Origin of the sequence: Rhizobium cauense (assembly GCF_019511525.1) — a bacterium.
In the GTDB taxonomy this organism is placed as follows: domain Bacteria; phylum Pseudomonadota; class Alphaproteobacteria; order Rhizobiales; family Rhizobiaceae; genus Rhizobium; species Rhizobium cauense.
On sequence record NZ_JAEUAT010000015.1, the window covers coordinates 86,182 to 105,538 of the forward strand.

Genomic DNA, 19,357 nt, shown 5'->3' on the forward strand with positions numbered 1-19,357 from the left:
GACTTTCGAACCCGCTGAAAGAGACTGGAATGTTTGATACCAAAATTGCGATCGTCCTGCGAAACAATCTTGCATCATGGCAGAAGCTGAACGTCACCGCCTTCCTGATGAGCGGCATTGCCGGGCAGAACCCGGAGATCATCGGCGAATCCTACAAGGACCGCGCCGGCAACCTCTACAACCCGCTTTCCATCCAGCCGATCATTGTTCTGTCCGCCGAGGGCGAGACGATGTCAACGATCCATCGCCGCTCGCTGGAGCGCGGCGTCACCTCCTCGCTCTTCATCGAGGAAATGTTTGCAACCGGCCACGACGCGGCCAATCGCGCGGTCTTCGCCGAATATGCACCCGATGACGCCAAGGTGGTCGGCATAGCCATCCGTGCCGACAAGAAGATCGTCGACAAGATCACCAAAGGCGCAACGATGCACCAGTAACGAAAACGGCCGGGCGTTGGCCCGGCCGTCTCACGTAAACTGCGCTGCGGATCAGCTTTGCGTGACAGGTGCGATCTGGATTTCGACGCGGCGGTTTTGCGCGCGTCCCGCCTCCGTGGCGTTGGATGCGATCGGCTGCGACGGCCCGAAGCCCACCGCGGAAACGCGGCGCTGATCGATACCCTGGCTGCCGAGATAGTCGGCAACCGACAGCGCGCGGCGCTGAGACAGATCCTGGTTGTGCTGCAGGCTGCCGGTGGAGTCGGTGTGGCCGTTGACGTCGATGAGCGTACGGTTGAACTTCCGCAGAACGATCGCGACAGAGTTCAGTGTCGGGTAGAAGCCCGCCTTCACGGCATCCTGATCGACGTCAAATGTGATGTTGGACGGCATGTTCAGGATGATGTTGTCGCCGCGGCGGGTAACCGAAATGCCGGTTCCCTGGAGCTGAGCGCGCAGTTCGGATTCCTGCTGGTCCATGTAGTTGCCGATTGCACCGCCCGCGAGCGCACCGACACCAGCACCAATCAGCGCGGCGTTTCGACGTCCGACCGGCGAACCGCCGACGGCGAGGCCGGCAAGCGCGCCAACGCCGGCACCTAAAAGGGCACCGCCTGACGTGTTCGACATCTTCTGTTCGCCGGTATAGGGGTCGGTAGTCGTGCAAGCGCTAAGGTATGTAGCAGCAACGGTCAGAAGTATGAATTTCTTGATCATGGACTGGCGTCTCTCCAATTCGGTGTTGGTGCGAGAAGTATTAAGGATTGCGGCAAGAAGATGAAACGGACGGCTTCATCTACTGGAAAATCGCGATATTGCACAGTCACTGCGGATCGCATGCCACAACAACGACCTGTCGCGGGAGACAGCCAGCAGAATTGCTGGCCGCCCGCTATTACACAGGATGCCGAATCAGAGGTTCTGGAAGAGCTGGCGAACGGTATCGTAGCTCGCGTTGGCGATGTTCAGTGATTGCAGTCCGAGCTGCTGCTGCGTCTGCAGCGCGCGCAACCGGCTGGATTGCTCCTCCATGTCGGCATCGACGAGGCGGCTGATGCCGCGCGAGAAGGCATCATCGAGCGACTGCGCAAAGTCGCTTTGCATGCTGATGCGTGTTTCAAGTGCGCCGAAGGCGGAACCCACTGTTGTCATCTGATTCAGCATCATATCGACCACGGTGATCATCTCGTTGACCTCGTCCTCCGTCGTGCTGCTGGAGACACCGATCTCCACCTGCCCGGCTGAGTTGCCCGCCCCCTTCAACATGACATAGTTCTGTGAGGCCCCGGCCTCGGTAGCGAAATACTGGGAAGTCAGAGCGCCATATTCGCCGGATCCCGTCGTGCGGTCATCGACTAGGTACCGGGCGTCCTTTGAGGACGTTGAGCCCACGGGCGCCAGATCGACTTCGTAGCTGAGCGTATCGACGCGGACGCTTCCATCGGAAAAGCGGGTGAAGGACGCCGGTATCTGGCGGGGCTTGGACGGATCGTCGGAATCGTCGATCGCAACCCAGTTGTCACCGTTGAATGACGCCGATTGCGTCACCGAACGCAACTGATCCTTGAGCTGCTCGATATCCGCGTTGACCTTCTCCTTGTCGACGCCGGATTCCGTTGCGGCAACAAGCTTCGCCTTGATTTGGCTGACGAGATCGATCGCACTGTCGACGGCAGTGTATGCAACGCCCATCGTCGCCGCGGCAAGGCCAAGAGCATCGCGGATCGCTGACTGCGCGCTTTGATCGCTTCTCAAGGTGGAACTGATGGCCCAGTAAGCGCCGTTATCGGACGCCTTCTCCACTCTGAGACCGGTGGAAACTTGCCTCTGGGTCTTTGTCATATCACGACCGATGTCGCGCAATACATACAGCGCGGCATCCACCGAGGTGCGCCGGTAAATCGTCAAGGTACTGTACTCCGAACACAACAATACACAACTGATACAAGCAACCGGTACCGCGAACGTTCATGTCCGGGAGCGCCTGGACTGGCGCCGGAGCGGCCCTCCGAAACGCTGGAGGACCTATCGGTCTCAGCTCGAATGATTACCGCTTACGCTTAAAAAACATCTAAGGTTTAGAGCAAATTCATTCAAATCTGCAACTTCTCATAAACTATAACTCATAGCGTTTGCACGCTGCCGTCACTCGGCGGCCTCAAGGCGTCCCGCTTTGGCAGCAGGACGCGGACGCATCGCATGGGCCATTTCCTCATGAAGCCGTTCCTCTTCGTGAGCATGCGGTTTCGCGAAGCGGGCGATCAGCAAATAGGCGACCGGCGTGATGTAGAGCGTCACGAGCGTCGCAAAACCAAGGCCGCCGACGATGACCCAGCCCAGCGCAATGCGCGCCTCTGCGCCGGCCCCATGCGCGAAGACCAGGGGAACGCCACCGAGGATGGTCGCGATCATCGTCATCATCACAGGTCGCAGGCGCAGGGCACAGGCCTTCTCGATCGCCGCGCGAACATCCTCGCCCCGATCGCGGAGCTGATTTGCGAACTCAACGATGAGGATGCCATTCTTCGCCATGACACCGACCAGCAGGACAAGGCCGATCTGGCTGTAAATATTGAGGCTCGAACCGGTCAAGATCAGTGCAAAGACCGCACAGGCGAGCCCAAGTGGCACCGTCGACATGATGATTACAGACGACAGCACGCTCTCGAACTGAGCCGCCAGCACCAGGAAGATGATGACAATGGCAAAGCCGAAGGTCAGCGCCATGCCGCTGGAATTTTCTTCGAGCGTTGCGGCTTCAGCGAGCGGCACCAGCCGCGCGCCTGCAGGCAGGATCGGTTTGGCGATCTCCGTCACCTCCTTGACGGCAGCGCCGAGCGAAACGCCGTTCTTGAGACCTGCGGTGATGGCCACTGACGCCAGTTGCTGTTCGCGATTCAATTGCGGTGCGACGGAACTCTCCGTCAGAGTGGCAATCACCGACATCGGCACGATCTTGCCGTCGCCGGTCTTGAGGAACACGTTCTCGAGATCGGTCGGATCGTCCAGCGGCCGCGTGTTCGATGTGAGCAACACAGGATAGGACTCACCCTTCACGAAGACGTCGACGACCGAACGCCCTTCGAGCAACGACTGCATTGCAGTCGAAAGGCCCGTAATATCGATACCGAGATCGGAAGCGCGCTCACGGTCGATCGTGACAGAAACCTGTGCCTGTGTTGGCTCGTTGGTCAGTCGCGGCGTATCATAGTGTCCCGTTGCATCGAGCGCCTGGACCAGTTCGGCAGCTGCGGCTGTCAGAGCCTCATGGTCGTTGCCGACCAGTGCCATCTGCAACCCGCTGCCGGCGCCACGGATGCGCAGGCTGTTCGACTGGATGGCGTTGCCACGCAGCGCCGGCACCCTGCCAGCGGCCTTGTTGATATCGGCAACGATTTCGGCCTGGGTGCGCTGACGCTCGCCCCATGGGGCCAGCGTCAGCACCATGAAGCCGCTATTGACCTGCCCGCCCTGTCCCGAGATGGAAAAGACGTTGCGGATATCGCCACTGTCGACGAGCGGCTGAAGATATTCCTCGACCCGCTGCAGCTTGTCGCGGGTATATTCGAGGCTGGAGCCCTGCGGCGTGGTCAGGCGCATCATCACCAAGGCACGGTCTTCGTTCGGCGTAAGCTCGCTCTTGACTGTCGAGAAAGCCAGGACAGCCGCACCGGCGAAAACCATCGAAAAGACGATAACGACAAGCGGCGCACTCAGGCAGGCATGCAGCGACCAACGGTATGCATCCGCGAACCAGGTTCCGAAACGGCCGAGAATGCCGTGTTCCTCGGGCATATCCTTCGTCAACATTCGCGAGGCGAGCATCGGACATAGCGTCAGCGCGACGATCGACGACAAGCCTACCGAGAATGCCAGCACGAAACCGAACTCGCGGAACAATCCCCCTACCTGCCCCGGCAGGAAGGAGAGCGGAATAAAGACGGCGGCAAGCGTCGCAGTCGTGGCGATGACAGCGAAGAAAACCTCGCGCGTACCGAGCACGGCGGCGGCGCGCGGCCCCATGCCTTCCGCCCGCCGCCTCACGATATTTTCAAGGACGACGATCGCGTCGTCCACGACGAGGCCGGTTGCGAGCACGATCGCAAGCAAGGTCAGGATGTTGATCGAGAAGCCGACGAGATAGACGGCCGCAAGCGTGCCGATCAGCGCCACCGGCATACTGACGGCGGGAATGATCGTCGCACGCCAGTCCCTGAGAAAGAGATATATGACGCCGGTGACGATCACCGCCGCCAGGATCAGCGCCAGAACAACCTCGTGAATCGCGCCCTGGATAAAGACAGCGTCATCGCTGGTGATGGCGATCCGCGTGCCTTCCGGAAGGGTCTTTGAAAGTTCGGCAACAGCGTCCTTGATGCCATTCGAGATATTGAGTGTGTTCGACTGCGCCTGACGGATGATGCCGAGGCCAATACCGGGAACGCCGTTGGACCGCAGAGCGGTCTGCCCGTCGCGTGGGCCGAGCGTAACGTTGGCCACGTCACCGAGGCGCACGTGGTTCTGAAGGATGACGTTGGCGAAATCCTCAGGCGTCTGCAGGCTGGCCATCGCGCGCACGACAATCGTCTGCGTCGGGCTCTTCAGCGATCCGGCCGGCATGTCGAGAGCGGCGCTCGAAAGCGCCTTCGTCAGATCCCCGACCGTCAGGCCTCGGCTTGCAAGCTCGCTCTGATTGATGTCGACGCGGAAGACCTTTTCCTGATCGCCGTAGGTCTCGACATCGGCAACGCCGTCGACCGAGGCGAGCCGGTCGGTGACTTCGTTTTCAACGAGCAGCGTCAGATCATCCATGTTGAGTTTGGACGAGGTGACGGCAAGGCGCATGATCGGCTGCGAGTCGGAGTCGGCCTTGACGATCTGCGGCGCGTCCGCCTCCTCCGGCAGACGGTCTGCAATGCGGCCGATGGCGTCCCGCACGTCGTTCGCGGCAACGGCAAGGTCAACGGTGTCGGAAAATTCAAGCGTCACTCGGCTCTGGCCGAACTGTGAACTCGATGAAATCGACTTCAGGCCGCTCACGCGTGCCGCCGCTCCCTCGATGACCTTCGTCAATTCCTGATCGATCGTCTGCGGCGAAGCGCCGTCGAAGGTGGTGCGAACGGTGACAACGGGTCGGTCGACGTCAGGCAATTCGCGCACTTCGATGCCGGCATAGGCAGCCAGTCCCGCAACGATCATCAGCGTGTTGAAGACAAGCGCAAGGATCGGGCGCCGGACAAACAGCACCGTAAATGTCTGTTTGCCGGAAGCCGGCTTCTCGTGCATCTCGATCACGTTCATTGGGTTGCAGGCTCCGAATTCGACGCGACTTCGCTTGCGACACGCACCGTGCCACCCTCCCTGACGCGTTGCAGCCCTTCGGTGACGATGGCGTCTCCGTCCTTCAGATCGGCCTTTACGAGAATAAAGTCGGGATTGCGCTGCACGATGCTGACGCGCACCTTTTGGGACTTGCCGTCGATGACGTGCCAGACGAACGCGCCCTGCGAATCCCACTGGACGGAAACCGGGTCCACCGCCGGATACTGATCCCCCGCAAACTTCATGCCGACGTTGAACGACATACCGGCCCGCAATTCGTCAGAGGCATTGTCGATCCGTGCCCGCACGCGCAGCGTTCGGCTTGCCGCGTCGATGCGGTTGTCGATTGCCTCGACCACTCCCGAAAAGGCGCGCCCAGGCAGCGCGACAGACGCTGCCTCGACGGGGTGCCCCACGGTGATCGTGTTGGCAAAGCGCTCCGGCACCCAGTAATCGACGAGAATCTCCGTCCGGTCGTCGAGCGTTGCGATCGGTGTTGTCGTCGAGACGTTGTCGCCGACATTGACCGGGATGATGCCGATAATGCCATCGATCGGCGCGACAATGTTGCGGCGTTCGAGATTGAGCTCGGCGGCCTGCAACTGCAGCCGCGCGCCCTGCTCCGCGATCTCTGCGTCGAACACATCCATGCGCGACACGCTGGACTTGATATTGTGGTAAAGACTGGACTTCTCGATGGCGCTCTTCAGCGCCACATCGGCCTGACCGCGAGCAATGACCTGTTCTTCACTGTCGAGCCTCGCGAGAACCTGCCCTTTGGAAATCCTGTCGCCCGATTTGATCAGGATCTCGCGGATCGTACCGCTTGCCTGAGGCATCACCACCACGGAGCGAATGGCATCGCCCGTGCCGATGGCACTCAAGCGATCATTGACCACACCGCGAACGACTGCCTGCGTCACGACTAGAATCGGCGCATTGGCGCCGCCCTCACGGCGCCGCGACTGGCCTTCGCCTGCCGGCTGCGCGGCCTCACTCGGCGCCAGCTTGGAAACCTCTGAAAAACCGGCCTTGCGGAGCGTTTCACCAGCTCCCGGCACAAAGAAAACCCATCCGGCAAAGCCGGCTGCAATCACGACAAGGCAAGCTATGAACTGTTTCCAAAATGGCATTCACGTCTCCAGAGGGACACGAGGCTGGTCCAGGGTCGATCGAAAGAGGCGTTAGCAGGACAAATTGCCGCGCGTCTGCGACAATATTGTCCCTTTGCTGATCACCGGCAAGCGAATTGGGCCTTCATTACTGAATTGTAATATCAAGACTAAGTGAGCAACCGGCTGCCACTTGGCTGGCGACCAGCAAACGTCACGGGACGACTTCGACGACGACTGTCATCCTCGACTGGGCGCACAAGCTGAGGACAGCGGCTCGACGGGAATGAAAGCAGAACATCTTTTCTGGTCTTTCCATACCGAATCACTACATTACGCGCCATGAGCAATAGTTTCGACGATATGCCCTTCTTCGATGAAGAGCCGGGCGAGCCGCCGCGCAAGCAGCCGGCCCCTGCCGCTCCCGCCGCCGGAGGGCTCGCCGCCCGCGCAATGGCCGCCCGTGACGGTGGCAAGCGCCCCGATTACCTGGCCGGGCTGAACCCGGAACAGACGGAAGCCGTGGAAACACTGGAAGGCCCCGTCCTTGTGCTCGCGGGCGCGGGTACGGGAAAGACGCGCGTCCTGACGACCCGCATCGCCCACATACTCAATACCGGCCGTGCATTCCCCTCGCAGATACTCGCCGTCACCTTCACCAACAAGGCTGCCCGCGAGATGAAGGAGCGTATTGCCGTGCTGGTCGGCGGCGCCGTCGAAGGCATGCCCTGGCTTGGCACCTTTCACTCGATCGGCGTCAAGCTTCTGCGCCGCCATGCCGAACTCGTCGGCCTGCGTTCCGATTTCACCATTCTCGACACCGATGACGTTGTCCGCCTGATCAAGCAGTTGATCCAGGCCGAGGGGCTTGATGACAAGCGCTGGCCCGCCAAGCAGTTTGCCGGCATGATCGACACCTGGAAGAACAAGGGCCTCGGCCCGGGGGATATTCCGGAAGGCGACGCCCGCGCCTTTGCCAATGGCAAGGGCCGCGAACTCTATTTTGCCTACCAGCAGCGACTTTCGACGCTGAATGCCTGCGACTTCGGCGATCTCCTGATGCACCCGATCGCGATCTTCCGGAAGAACCCCGATCTCCTCAAGGAGTATCATGGGCGCTTTCGCTACATTCTCGTGGACGAGTATCAGGATACCAACACCGCCCAGTACATGTGGCTGCGCCTGCTGGCGCAACGTCCAAAGGGCGAACCCCAGAATGTCTGCTGCGTCGGCGACGACGACCAGTCGATCTACGGCTGGCGCGGCGCCGAAGTGGACAACATCCTGCGCTTCGAGAAGGATTTTCCGGGCGCCAAGGTCATCAAGTTGGAACGCAACTACCGCTCGACGGCGCATATTCTTGGCGCCGCCGGACATCTGATCGCTCACAACGAAGGCCGCCTCGGCAAGACCCTGTTCACCGACCGACGGGATCCCGAGGACATCAAGGTCCAGGTGCATGCCTCCTGGGATTCCGAGGAGGAAGCCCGCGCGATCGGCGAGGAGATCGAGCAGCTCCAGCGCGGCGATGCCGGCGGCAAGCGGCACCTGCTGAACGACATGGCGATCCTCGTGCGTGCGTCCTTCCAGATGCGCGAGTTCGAAGACCGTTTCGTCACGTTGGGCTTGAATTATCGTGTTATCGGCGGCCCACGCTTCTACGAACGCCTCGAAATCCGCGATGCCATGGCCTATTTCCGCCTCGTCGCCCAGCCTGCCGACGATCTCGCCTTCGAGCGCATCATCAATACTCCGAGGCGCGGCTTCGGCGGCGCTTCGGAGCGTGCGCTGCACGACTATGCGCGCAAGCGCGACATTCCGAAGCTGGCGGCGGCCGCCGACATGATCGAGACCGAAGAGTTGACAGCGAAGCCCCGCAAGGCGCTGTCCGACGTCGTTCATGCGTTCCATCGCTGGCAGGAAATGCTGGAGACCACACCGCATACTGAGCTCGCCGAGCAGATCCTCGAGGAGTCCGGCTACACAGACATGTGGAAGAACGACAAGTCGGCAGACGCGCCGACCCGTCTTGAGAACCTGAAGGAACTCATCCGCTCGATGGAGAGCTTCGAGTCGATGCGGGGTTTTCTCGAGCACGTCTCGCTGGTCATGGATGCCGAGCAGAACGAAAATCTCGACGCCGTCTCGATCATGACCCTGCACTCCGCCAAGGGCCTGGAGTTCGATACCGTCTTCTTGCCGGGATGGGAGGAAGGCCTGTTTCCGCACCAGCGTTCGCTCGACGAGAGCGGGCGTGCCGGTCTCGAGGAAGAACGGCGCCTCGCCTATGTCGGCATCACCCGCGCCAAGCGGCGCTGCCACGTCTGGTTCGTCTCCAACCGACGCATCCACGGTCTATGGCAATCGACGATGCCGTCGCGCTTCCTCGACGAACTGCCTGAAACGCACGTCGAGGTCGCCGAAACCGAGCAGAGCTACGGCGGCTATGGTCGCGGCGGCTACGGCCAGTCGCGCTTCGACAAGGCTGACCCCTTCGCCGCCCACTCCTATTCGACGCCGGGCTGGAAACGCGCGCAGCAGAACAAGACCGACGCCACCCGCGACAACTGGGGCACCCGCTCGGGTCATTCCGTCGAGCGCATCGGCTACGGCGAAAGCGGCCCCCGCAGCCGTACCATCGACGGCGAACTGGTGGCGAAATCCACGGCGAGCGAGCCCTCGAAGTTCAAGACCGGCGACCGCGTCTTCCACCTGAAGTTCGGCAACGGCAACATCATCGAAATCGAGGGCAACAAGCTGACAATCGATTTCGACCGGGCCGGGCAGAAACGGGTGCTGGACGGGTTTGTGGAGCGGGTTTCCTGAACCTGACTGCAAACGCGTTCATTTCACGAGTGCGCGGGGCCGATTTTATCGATCGGACCGCCCGTTCACCCCAGCATCGGCATTGACCCCAGCCCTAATATGTCATTGAGAAGTGCCAGCCCGATCCCGATCGCAACGATCCCCAATCCAATCAGGAAAAGCCGTCTTGACCGGTCGTATTTGGCAGCGATGAGCGAGTCACGCGCCAGCAGATCGGCGAAGACTTTGACCTGAATCGCAATTCCGATTGTCAAAAGCAGCATCGGCAGAATGTCGATTCTGCTCCAGTCGTTCGGATTGGACACCCAGCGGCTGATAAAGCTCAGCGAAAAGCCGAGGATAATGCCGGCGGCGGTCAGCGAGCCGTTACGGAACGTCGAGTCGATCTTTTCGTCTGGATCGTGGTCGCTCATGCCTCTGGCTCCGGTGGCTTTTCTAGAAAAGGCAGAAATTGCCTGAATCGACAAGACCACACCGCACCGAAGTAACGTCTAGGCGCAGGCTTCGGCCGCAAACGACGCGCCCCGCTCATCGAGCAGGCGTCGAAGCACACTCCGATGGCACCGGCTCTCATTCTCGCAATAGCAACCGATCGAAAAATGGCTGGAATGCGAAAGCGTGGTGAGCAGATCGAGCACGTGGCTCGCTTCCGGCACTTTCATCTCCCTCGTGAAGCTGCGCACGAAGGCCGTCCATTCGGCGTCGGTGCTAGCGGCCTTCGCCTCGGTCACCAGCGCCTGGCTGGGCGAAAGCACCGGCAGCCAGACGTCATAGTAGTTGCGACTGGAGAATTCTTCCTTAGGCACACCGCGCGGTGGCCGGCGGACGGTACCGATACGCACGCCCTCACCCTGCCTCCGTGGCGACCCCAACTGCACGACGCTTATAGCCATTGCCGCCTCTCGTTCTCGAGGTCGCGAATACCCGCTGAAGATTGGCTGGATCGCCGCGCGCGTCAATGGATCGACGCAAGAGTGAACGTCACTCCGCAAATGATGGTTTACGAATCAGCCTTAAAGATCGCACACATAGCGATACGCGCTGCGGCGCGCATCCGTTCCCTGCAGACTATGGTCGAACTGAAAGAACCCATGATGAGCGATTCCGATATCTTTGATCTCTCGCCAATTGCGATGTGGATCGAGGATTTCAGCGGCGTGAAAGCCCAGTTTGACCGCTGGCGCGCAGAAGGCATCGTGGATATCAGAGCTCACTTGAGAGAGGACACGGCACGCGTCGCGGCGTGCTCGCAGTTGATCCGCGTGCTGCGCGTAAACCGCAAGACGCTGGAACTCTTCGAAGCCGACGATCTCTCCCATCTTGTGACCAACCTCGGCCTCGTGTTTCGCGGCGAGATGCTGGAAAGCCACGTCAACGAACTCGCCGAACTCTGGGAGGGCAAGACGGAATTCACCAGCAGTGCGGTCAACTACACATTGTCCGGACGTCGGCTCGACATCCAGCTGCGCGGCTCGGTGTTGCCCGGCTACGAGCAGTCCCTTGGCCAGCTTCTCCTCACCACGGAGGACGTGACTGCTCGCGAGGAGGCACGCCGCAGGGAACGCGAAAACCGTCGCTATGCGGAAGGCATCTTCGAGCATTCGCCGGTCTCGCTCTGGGTCGAGGACTTCAGCCAGATCAAGCTGCTGCTCGAAAGTGTCCGCGATCGCGGCATCGACGATTTCCGGGTCTTTACGGACGTCCATCCCGAGTTCGTACGGCAGTGCATGAGCGAAATCCGGGTCATCAACGTCAACCAGGCGACGCTGGACCTCTTCTGCGCGCCGGATCGCCATACGCTGCTGCAACGCATCGGTGATGTCTTCCGGGACGATATGGAGAAGCACTTCCGCGAACAGCTGTTCGAGTTGTGGAACGGCAAGCTGTTCCATCAGCGCGAAGTTATCAACTATGCACTCGATGGATCCGAACGCTATGTCCTGCTGCAGTTCTCGGTCCTTCCCGGTTATGAATCCAACTGGTCCCTCGTGCAGGTTGCGCTCACCGACATCACCGCACGCAAGAAGGCGGAGGCCTATCTCGAATATCTCGGCAAGCACGACGTGCTGACCAAGCTCCACAACCGCGCCTTCTACGTGGACGAACTGAACAGGCTCGAACGCAAGTCGCTGCGTCCCGTTTCCGCCGTCGTGATCGATCTCAACGGCTTGAAGGATGCAAATGACCAGCTCGGACACGATGCCGGCGACGCGCTGCTGCGCCGCCTTGGCGAAGTCCTGAATGGTGCAGCGTCGCAACCCAACCATGCCGCTCGCATCGGCGGCGATGAGTTTGCGATCCTTATGCCCGGCGCCGACAAACAGGCGGCCGCCACCATGGTCGAGACCATTGGCGAACTCCTGAAAATCAACAACCAGTTCTATTCCAATGCGCCCCTCAGTGTTTCGCTCGGTATTGCCACAAGCGAGCCCGGCGAAACGATGGAGTCGATGGTCCGGCGTGCCGATATTGCCATGTATGCGCAGAAGCGCGCCTATCACGCCAGCCGCAAGCTGGAGGAACCACAGGCCGGCATATCGAAAGACAGCAGGTCCGTTTCAGCAGCTTGACCGGGCTGCCGTCCCCGGCCACATGAATTAAAGCCAGCGAAGACATTCGCCCCGGTCATCACCGAAAAAGCATGGCTTTCACCGCCATGCCCTCGATGGCTCGCCCGTCACGTCAGTTGGCGACACTTCGCAATCTCGACGCACAATAAAAATCGTTTGAATGCTACCAATTCCATTTCAAACGGTTATATGAGCCTTGTGGCTTGCTGCACGCTTCCTCCCAAGGCGCCGCCGAGCCGCCGCCGGGCCGCCGTTTCGTGACGGCTTTCAGGAAGACTTCCGGCGCAACAAGAACAAGAGGTACACAACAGTGGCTGGTATCATCACCAACAATGCCGCGAACCGCCCGGCATCAACTTCCCCCGCAGCGAACCATCAATTTGCCCTTGTGGCCCTGACGTCGCTGTTCTTCATGTGGGGGTTCATCACCTGCCTGAACGACATTCTCATCCCGCACCTGAAGAATGTCTTCCATCTAAACTACACCCAATCGATGCTGATTCAGCTTTGCTTCTTCGGCGCATATTTCATCGTTTCTCTCCCGGCCGGCGCGCTCGTCAAGCGCATCAGCTACAAGTGGGGTATTGTAACCGGCCTCGTCATCTCTGCTATCGGCTGCGCGCTCTTCGTCCCGGCGGCGAGCTACCGCGTCTACGCACTCTTTCTCGGTGCCCTCTTTGTGCTGGCAACCGGGATCACGGTACTGCAGGTGGCAGCAAATCCATACGTTACCGTCCTCGGGCCACCGGATACAGCTGCAAGCCGGCTGACGCTGACACAGGCTTTCAACTCGCTCGGCACAACGCTTGCCCCGGTGTTCGGCGCCTTCCTGATCCTGTCTGCCGCGACGGCCGCCGTTGCCGGCGCGACCCCCGAGCAACTCGATGCCATCAGGATTGCCGAGGCGGACGCCGTGAAGTTTCCGTATATGCTGCTGGCCGCCGCATTTCTGGTGCTCGCAGCGATCTTTGCGGCCCTGAAGCTCCCCCAGGTCGAAGGCTCCGACGAGATCGAGCCGATCACCGGCGGCGGCTCTGCCTGGCAGTACCGCCATCTGGTTCTCGGCGCGGTCGGCATCTTCCTCTATGTCGGTGCGGAAGTGAGCATCGGCAGCTTCCTCGTCAACTTCATGAGCCAGCCTGACATTGCCGGCTTTTCGGAAGCCGAGGCCGCTCATCATGTCTCCTACTTCTGGGGTGGAGCGATGATCGGCCGTTTCATCGGCGCCGTCGCGATGCGTTACGTCGATGACGGCAAGGCGCTGGCGGTCAATGCTGCCGCCGTGATCGTGCTGCTGCTGCTCACTGTCTTCTCGGGCGGGCACGTCGCCATGTGGTCCGTGCTGGCAATCGGCCTGTTCAACTCGATCATGTTCCCGACGATCTTCAGCCTGGCGCTCTACGGTCTCGGAAAACACACGAGCCAAGGCTCCGGCATCCTTTGCCTTGCGATTGTCGGCGGCGCAATTCTTCCGCTCATTCAGGGCGCCCTTGCCGACACGATCGGCATTCACCTCGCCTTCCTGATGCCGATTCTGTGCTATGCTTACATCGCCTTCTATGGGCTGAAGGGGCACCGTCCGACCTGACCTTTTCGAGACTCGCTTCGCCGCCCCTGCGGCGAAGCGCCTCGGTGCTTGCGCCTTCTCTCGACCCTTGGCATGGTGCAGCGCAAACTCGAGGGAGTCGCACCGATGAAAGCCTTGCTTCTAGTCGATATTCAGAATGGCTTTTGCCCCGGCGGCAACCTTCCAGTCCCCAACGGCGACGAGATTGTTCCCATCGCCAATCGGCTGATAGAGAGCGGCAAATACGACCTGATCGTCGCTTCCCAGGACTGGCATCCACCCAAGCATGGAAGCTTCGCCTCCTCTCACGCAGGCAAGCAACCTTTCGAACTGGGCACCCTTTCGGGCAAACCACAAATGATGTGGCCGGACCATTGCGTGCAGGGCACGGCCGACGCGGAATTGCATCCGGACCTCAAGATGGGGAAGATCGACCTCATCCTGCAGAAGGGCGAGAATCCGAATGTCGACAGCTACTCGGCCTTCCGCGACAACGATCAGGATGCGCTTACCGGCCTCGCCGACTTTCTCGAAGGCCAAGGCGTGACCGATCTCGACGTCTGCGGTCTTGCAACCGACTATTGCGTGAAATTCTCGGCGCTGGACGCCACGGAAATGATGTCCGGCATGCGTGTTCGCTTTATCGAGGATGCAAGCCGCGGTATCACACCAGAAGGCGTGATGGAGGCGATCGACGAAATGCGCGGACGTGGCATCGATATCATCACTAGCCGGCAGGCTCTCGACGGCTGATCACTCCGTCGCATTCCGCTGCAACTGATAGACGTCATCGGAAAAATCATCGATGCGCCTGGACAGAGCGACCTGCGCATCTTCCAGCCCCTTCTTGTAGTATGCGGCGCCAACCTCCTTCGCAAAGAATTCCAGAACGAACTCTGCCTTCAGAAGGCCGATTGGCTGGTCGAGTTCGCTGTCGAAATAGTGCTGGATCCGCGCGATGAGCTCGGTCTTCTCCTCTTTCGAAATTTCGATCCGATTCATCTTTGCTCCTCGAACGGCAATCAGTGGCAGCCGCATGGTTCAGCGAAATCGATCAATCAATCAAGGAAATTTGCTTGCGGCGCGTACCACCCGTCCTTAGACGGAGGCAAAATTCCACAAGGATGATCGCCGATGAGTCGCGCTGATTTTTTCGACGGTTTGCGCGGCGGCTCGGCCGTTGCGTTGGCCTCTGCTCCGTTCGGGGCGTTGTTTGGAGCGCTCGCCGTCGAAAAGGGCATGTCGCTGGCGGAAGTGGCCTTCATGAGTGCCACCGTTTATGCCGGCGCGAGCCAGCTCGTCGGTATCGAGCTCTTCGGCCACAACGTCCAGGCATGGCTGATCGTTGCTTCGATCCTGGCAGTCAACTTTCGTCATGTCCTCTATTCGGCAGCAATAGCGCCCTATATCAGGCACTTCTCGCCGCTCCAGAAGTTCTTCACCTTCTTCCTGCTCGTCGATCCGCAATTCGCTGAGACGGTCAAGCGGGGCGAGGCAGGCAAGCCGGTCACCTTCGTCTGGTATCTCGGTTTCGGCATCATCATCTACATACCCTGGGTCTTGGTAAGCTTGCTCGGCGGGATGCTTGGCAGCTTTATCGGCGATCCGAAGTCGATCGGTCTCGACATTCTGCTCCCGGCTTACTTCCTCGGCATCGTCCTTGACTTCCGGCATCGCGACAATTTCCTGCCGGTGGCCAGCGTCAGCGCGGTCGCCTCGGTTATCGCCTACCATTATGTCGGCTCGCCCTGGCACGTCAGCCTGGGTGCCGCGGCAGGCATCATTCTTGCCGCACTGTTCCCGCCTCCGCCGCGCGAACAGGAACTCGAATCCGATCTGCACGAGGTATGATGATGGCCTTCGATCTTCATATGGCGCTCGTGATCCTGGCTGCGGCAGTTGCGACCTACGCAACCCGTATCGGCGGTTATATCCTCATCACGACGATGAAGCGCATTCCGCCGCGCATGGAAGCCGCGCTTGCCGCTGTCCCCGCCGCCGTTCTGACAACGCTTGTGGCGCCGGCCTTCTTCAACGGCGGATGGGATTCGAAGATTGCCCTGCTCGTCGCGCTTGTCGTCGGCCTACGGGTCTCGCACACCTGGATGCTCATTGCCGCCTGGCTCGTCGTCATCGGCTGGCGCCACACGATCGGCGTGTGACGCCTTGACGGCCGGCAAGGCCGCCCTGCTCAGTATTCCAACGGCAAGGTCGCGTTCTCCAACCACGCCTTGACGTCGCGATCGTGGATCAGCGGCATCAGCGCCTCCCGGGTCCGCTCGTGATAGCTGTTGAACCAATGCAGCTCGTCATGGGTCAGAAGTTCCGGAACAACCAGGCTACGATCGATTGGGCAGAAGGTCAGCGTCTCGAAGCCGAGCATCGGCATGTCGCCGCCCTCAATCGCTTCCGCCTCACGGACATAGATCAGATTCTCGATACGAATGCCGAAAGCGCCCGGCCTGTAATAGCCTGGCTCGTTCGAGAGGATCATCCCCGGCAACAGCTCCTGGGTCGACAACCTGGCAATGCGCTGCGGACCTTCATGCACAGAAAGATAGGATCCGACGCCATGGCCGGTCCCGTGGGCGAAATCGACCCCTGCCCGCCAGAGCGCGATACGGGCCAACGGATCAAGGTCGCATCCGCGCGTGCCTTTCGGAAAGCGGGCGGTGCTGATCTGGATCATGCCCTTCAGCACCAGCGTAAAGAAGCGCCTTTGCTCCTCGGAGACTGAGCCGATACCGACCGTCCGGGTAATGTCGGTCGTGCCGTTGATATACTGCGCACCGGAATCGATAAGGAAGAGCTCTCCGGCCTCGAGCTTGCGGTCCGTCTCCGTCGTGACGCGGTAATGCATGATGGCCGCATGCTCGCCGGCCCCGGAGATCGTGTCGAAAGAAATGTCTTTCAGCGGATTCTGCATGCTCTGGCCGACGCGGGCACGCGCTGCTTCCAGTTTCTCTGCCACCTCGATCTCGGTCACAGTCCCCGGCTTGGTCTGCGACAGCCAGTAGAGAAACTCGACCATCGCCGCGCCGTCCTGCAGATGCGCCGCCGCGGAACCGTTGATCTCTACGCTGTTCTTGACCGCTCGCGGCAGCTTCGCTGGATCACTCCCTTCCGCGACCTCGCCGCCTGCATTACGAATGATCTCCGCCAGGGCATAGGAGGTGAGGTCGGGGTCAACGAGAATTCGGCCACCGTCCTTTGCGACAGCCGCCAGTCTCTTCTCGAGTTCCGAGGGCGGCAGCTGCGCGCACATCTGCGCGAGATAGGCTTCGGCCTCGATACCGGTCTTGCGCTTGTCAAGGAAGAGATCCGCCTTACCGTCGGCGTGGACGATCGCGCGCGCAAGCGGATGTGGTGTGTGCGGCACGTCAGCACCGCGAATATTGAAGATCCAGGCAACAGACGACGGATCGGCAATCAGCACGGCCTTGAGGTTCTTCTTGGCGAGTTCGGCCGCGATCGTCGCAATCTTGTCAGTCGCAAGCACGCCCGCCTGCACGATGTTCTGGATCGTCACCTGACCAAGCGGCTCCTGCGGCCGGTCGCTCCAGAGCTTGTCCAGCGGATTGTGCGGCAGGACAACGAGCGACCCACCGATCTCGACAAGGGCCTTCTCAAGTCGCCGCGCCTCTGCCCCGGAATGAAGCCAGGGATCGATACCGACGCGCAGACCCTTGGAGCCGTTCTTGGCGAGCCACACATGAGGCGGCTCGTTCACAAGGTCTCCCCCCGTGAAGACGGAGTTGTCCACCTGCTCGGCAAGTTGCGTCACGTAGCGTCCATCCACGAAGACGATCGCCACCGAACGCGTCACCAGCGCGATCCCCGCCGACCCGGTGAAGCCCGTCAGCCAGGACAGGCGCTCCGAACATGCCGGGACATATTCGCCGTTGAACTCGTCGGCGCGAGGCACAAGAAAGGCGTCAATGCCGAGCGCATCAAAACTTGCCCGCAAGGCCGAGACGCGATCGCGGCCGAATTGTGGCGTCGAAGTGACTTCGAAAGACTGGAACATGCTCAATAACCCGGTTTCTTGGACGAATCCCCTGCTGAGGGATTCAGCTATGTTATCGGAATTTCAGGCGAATACGAGAAATTCGCGGAGTGGTATCTGAACGAAAGCCGCCCAATAATTCGGCGGAAATGAGGCGCAGATCTACAAACTGGCACGCTTTATGCATTCCGCGCATGGCTCCCATGAATGAAACCCCCTCCCTCAGTTTTTCTAAATCGCTATATAGGCGCCATCAGACGGGTTCGAGACGAACCTGAAACGAAACAAAAGGAATTCAGATATGACTGCCCCTCTGTCGCGCTTCGCATACAGCAGCCCGGTGCAGGCTGGCGAGCGCCAGACTGTGCGTCACGTCATCGGCTCGCGCCGCCCGCTGCATGAGGACACCCTCAAGCTGCTCGGCGCCGGCCAAAAGGTTACGCGCCATCAGGTCGCAACCAGCTACGCGTTCTGAGCAACTCGCCGCTCCCTTCTCCTCCTCCCTCACGGGACCGGCGATCAGAACCAGTAGAAGCCCGCTCGAGCGCTCCTCCTCCTTCGAGCTCGCGGGCATGACCGGGAAACTGGTCTCAAGGCGGTGCCATTGGCACCGCCTTTTCTTTTTGCCCTCTCAGGGGCGATCCAGATGGATCGTCACCCAACCGTTGCGCCAGATCGTGCGGACGTGTCGCAGATGCGTCCCGTTATAGGCCGCAAGCACTTTCCAACGCTGCGAGGCGAGAATACCGGAAAGGATGACCGAGCCCCCTGGCGCTAGGTGGGTGACTAGCTGCGGCGCCATCTTGATCAACGGTCGCGCCAGGATGTTGGCGATGATCAGGTCGAATGGACCGTTGGCCGCAAAGGTGGTCGAGTGAAAGCCGGGTGCCGTCGCCGTCGAAATGCCTGACGCTATGCCATTGCTTCTGACGTTCTCGGCAGCAACCCGCGTTGCGATCGGATCGATGTCGGTTGCGAGAACAGGAATGTTCCGCAGCTTCCTGACTGCGATTGCCAGAACGCCGCTGCCGGTCCCCAGGTCGAGTGCATTCCGTACCCGACGAGACCGCAGAACGCGGTCAATTGTCTCAAGGCAGCCCGCTGTCGTCCCGTGGTGACCGGTACCAAATGCCTGGCCCGCATCGATCTCGATTCCAATATCACCGGGCCGCACCTTATCGCGGTCGTGCGAACCGTGAACGAGAAACCGCCCTGCCCGAACAGGCTTCAGCCCCTCGAGCGATTTCGCCACCCAATCGACATCGGGTATCACCTCACGCTCGACCTTGGCGTCGGGAAAGCTCGTCTTCAACGCTTCCTCGACGCGCGCCCTGACCGCAGCCTCGTCTTCACGCATCATGTAGACCGACGCTTCCCAGATGTCCTTTTTCTCGTCGATCTCGGTCGTCGCGATAGCGAAGTCTTCTTCGCCGAAGACATCGGACAGCAGGTCAAGAATTTCACCGGCCTGCACTTCGGTCGTCGTCACATAAAGGCGTATTTCACTCACAATCGGT

General features: G+C 60.4%; 17 protein-coding genes. 8 read left to right on the forward strand and 9 right to left on the reverse strand.

Features of this window, described 5'->3' with window-relative positions; all coding sequences use genetic code 11:
• Positions 1-29: 29 nt before the first annotated feature.
• On the forward strand, positions 30-437 hold the full coding sequence (locus JNB88_RS24045; RefSeq protein WP_220357611.1) for a DUF2000 family protein: 408 nt from the start codon (positions 30-32) through the stop codon (positions 435-437).
• 51 nt (positions 438-488) lie between these two features.
• On the opposite strand, the gene JNB88_RS24050 is transcribed toward JNB88_RS24045, so the two are convergent.
• From JNB88_RS24050 to JNB88_RS24065, 4 genes are all read right to left on the reverse strand, one after another.
• The gene (locus JNB88_RS24050; RefSeq protein WP_037129073.1) at positions 489-1,154 is read right to left on the reverse strand and encodes a YiaD family glycine zipper/OmpA-like lipoprotein; all 666 of its coding nucleotides are present in this window, start codon (positions 1,152-1,154) and stop codon (positions 489-491) included.
• Positions 1,155-1,349: 195 nt separating this feature from the next.
• Positions 1,350-2,345 carry a flagellin N-terminal helical domain-containing protein gene (locus JNB88_RS24055; protein WP_037129076.1) on the reverse strand — a complete coding sequence of 332 codons (996 nt, stop codon included), beginning with the start codon at positions 2,343-2,345 and terminating at the stop codon, positions 1,350-1,352.
• Positions 2,346-2,582: 237 nt separating this feature from the next.
• Positions 2,583-5,738, reverse strand: coding sequence for an efflux RND transporter permease subunit (locus tag JNB88_RS24060; protein ID WP_220357612.1), 3,156 nt, complete (start codon positions 5,736-5,738; stop codon positions 2,583-2,585).
• Positions 5,735-6,892 (reverse strand): efflux RND transporter periplasmic adaptor subunit, encoded by a 1,158-nt coding sequence (locus JNB88_RS24065; RefSeq protein ID WP_220357613.1) that lies wholly within the window; start codon positions 6,890-6,892, stop codon positions 5,735-5,737. The genes JNB88_RS24060 and JNB88_RS24065 overlap by 4 nt, the downstream gene beginning before the upstream one ends.
• A 321-nt stretch (positions 6,893-7,213) precedes the next feature.
• Here JNB88_RS24065 and JNB88_RS24070 point away from each other — a divergent pair, with 321 nt between their 5' ends.
• Positions 7,214-9,697 carry an ATP-dependent helicase gene (locus JNB88_RS24070; protein WP_220357614.1) on the forward strand — a complete coding sequence of 828 codons (2,484 nt, stop codon included), beginning with the start codon at positions 7,214-7,216 and terminating at the stop codon, positions 9,695-9,697.
• A gap of 65 nt (positions 9,698-9,762) precedes the next feature.
• Here the strand turns inward: JNB88_RS24070 and JNB88_RS24075 are convergent, their stop codons facing one another.
• Both JNB88_RS24075 and JNB88_RS24080 read right to left on the reverse strand, forming a co-directional pair.
• The gene (locus JNB88_RS24075; RefSeq protein WP_220357615.1) at positions 9,763-10,110 is read right to left on the reverse strand and encodes a hypothetical protein; all 348 of its coding nucleotides are present in this window, start codon (positions 10,108-10,110) and stop codon (positions 9,763-9,765) included.
• Between the two features lie 78 nt (positions 10,111-10,188).
• Positions 10,189-10,590 carry a DUF488 domain-containing protein gene (locus JNB88_RS24080; RefSeq protein ID WP_220357616.1) on the reverse strand — a complete coding sequence of 134 codons (402 nt, stop codon included), beginning with the start codon at positions 10,588-10,590 and terminating at the stop codon, positions 10,189-10,191.
• A gap of 201 nt (positions 10,591-10,791) precedes the next feature.
• Here JNB88_RS24080 and JNB88_RS24085 point away from each other — a divergent pair, with 201 nt between their 5' ends.
• From JNB88_RS24085 to pncA, 3 genes are all read left to right on the forward strand, one after another.
• Positions 10,792-12,267: a sensor domain-containing diguanylate cyclase gene (locus JNB88_RS24085; RefSeq protein ID WP_220357666.1), complete on the forward strand. Its 1,476-nt coding sequence runs from the start codon at positions 10,792-10,794 to the stop codon at positions 12,265-12,267.
• Between the two features lie 310 nt (positions 12,268-12,577).
• On the forward strand, positions 12,578-13,855 hold the full coding sequence (locus JNB88_RS24090) for a glucose/galactose MFS transporter (protein WP_037129285.1): 1,278 nt from the start codon (positions 12,578-12,580) through the stop codon (positions 13,853-13,855).
• Between the two features lie 105 nt (positions 13,856-13,960).
• Positions 13,961-14,587: a bifunctional nicotinamidase/pyrazinamidase gene (gene pncA, locus JNB88_RS24095; protein ID WP_220357617.1), complete on the forward strand. Its 627-nt coding sequence runs from the start codon at positions 13,961-13,963 to the stop codon at positions 14,585-14,587.
• Here the strand turns inward: pncA and JNB88_RS24100 are convergent, their stop codons facing one another.
• Positions 14,588-14,836 carry a DUF2164 domain-containing protein gene (locus JNB88_RS24100; protein WP_220357618.1) on the reverse strand — a complete coding sequence of 83 codons (249 nt, stop codon included), beginning with the start codon at positions 14,834-14,836 and terminating at the stop codon, positions 14,588-14,590. It abuts the gene before it with no gap.
• Positions 14,837-14,968: 132 nt separating this feature from the next.
• Between JNB88_RS24100 and JNB88_RS24105 the strand changes: the two genes are divergently transcribed.
• A complete protein-coding gene (locus JNB88_RS24105; RefSeq protein ID WP_220357619.1) occupies positions 14,969-15,685 on the forward strand; it encodes an AzlC family ABC transporter permease in 717 nt (238 codons plus the stop codon).
• 2 nt (positions 15,686-15,687) lie between these two features.
• Positions 15,688-15,996 carry an AzlD family protein gene (locus tag JNB88_RS24110; protein WP_220357620.1) on the forward strand — a complete coding sequence of 103 codons (309 nt, stop codon included), beginning with the start codon at positions 15,688-15,690 and terminating at the stop codon, positions 15,994-15,996.
• 29 nt (positions 15,997-16,025) lie between these two features.
• Here the strand turns inward: JNB88_RS24110 and JNB88_RS24115 are convergent, their stop codons facing one another.
• Positions 16,026-17,861 carry an aminopeptidase P family protein gene (locus JNB88_RS24115; RefSeq protein WP_220357621.1) on the reverse strand — a complete coding sequence of 612 codons (1,836 nt, stop codon included), beginning with the start codon at positions 17,859-17,861 and terminating at the stop codon, positions 16,026-16,028.
• A 280-nt stretch (positions 17,862-18,141) separates the two neighbouring features.
• Between JNB88_RS24115 and JNB88_RS24120 the strand changes: the two genes are divergently transcribed.
• Positions 18,142-18,315 carry a hypothetical protein gene (locus JNB88_RS24120; protein ID WP_220357622.1) on the forward strand — a complete coding sequence of 58 codons (174 nt, stop codon included), beginning with the start codon at positions 18,142-18,144 and terminating at the stop codon, positions 18,313-18,315.
• A 156-nt stretch (positions 18,316-18,471) separates the two neighbouring features.
• On the opposite strand, the gene JNB88_RS24125 is transcribed toward JNB88_RS24120, so the two are convergent.
• Complete coding sequence (locus tag JNB88_RS24125; RefSeq protein ID WP_220357623.1) at positions 18,472-19,350, reverse strand: 50S ribosomal protein L11 methyltransferase; 879 nt, start codon at positions 19,348-19,350, stop codon at positions 18,472-18,474.
• Between the last annotated feature and the right edge of the window lie 7 nt (positions 19,351-19,357).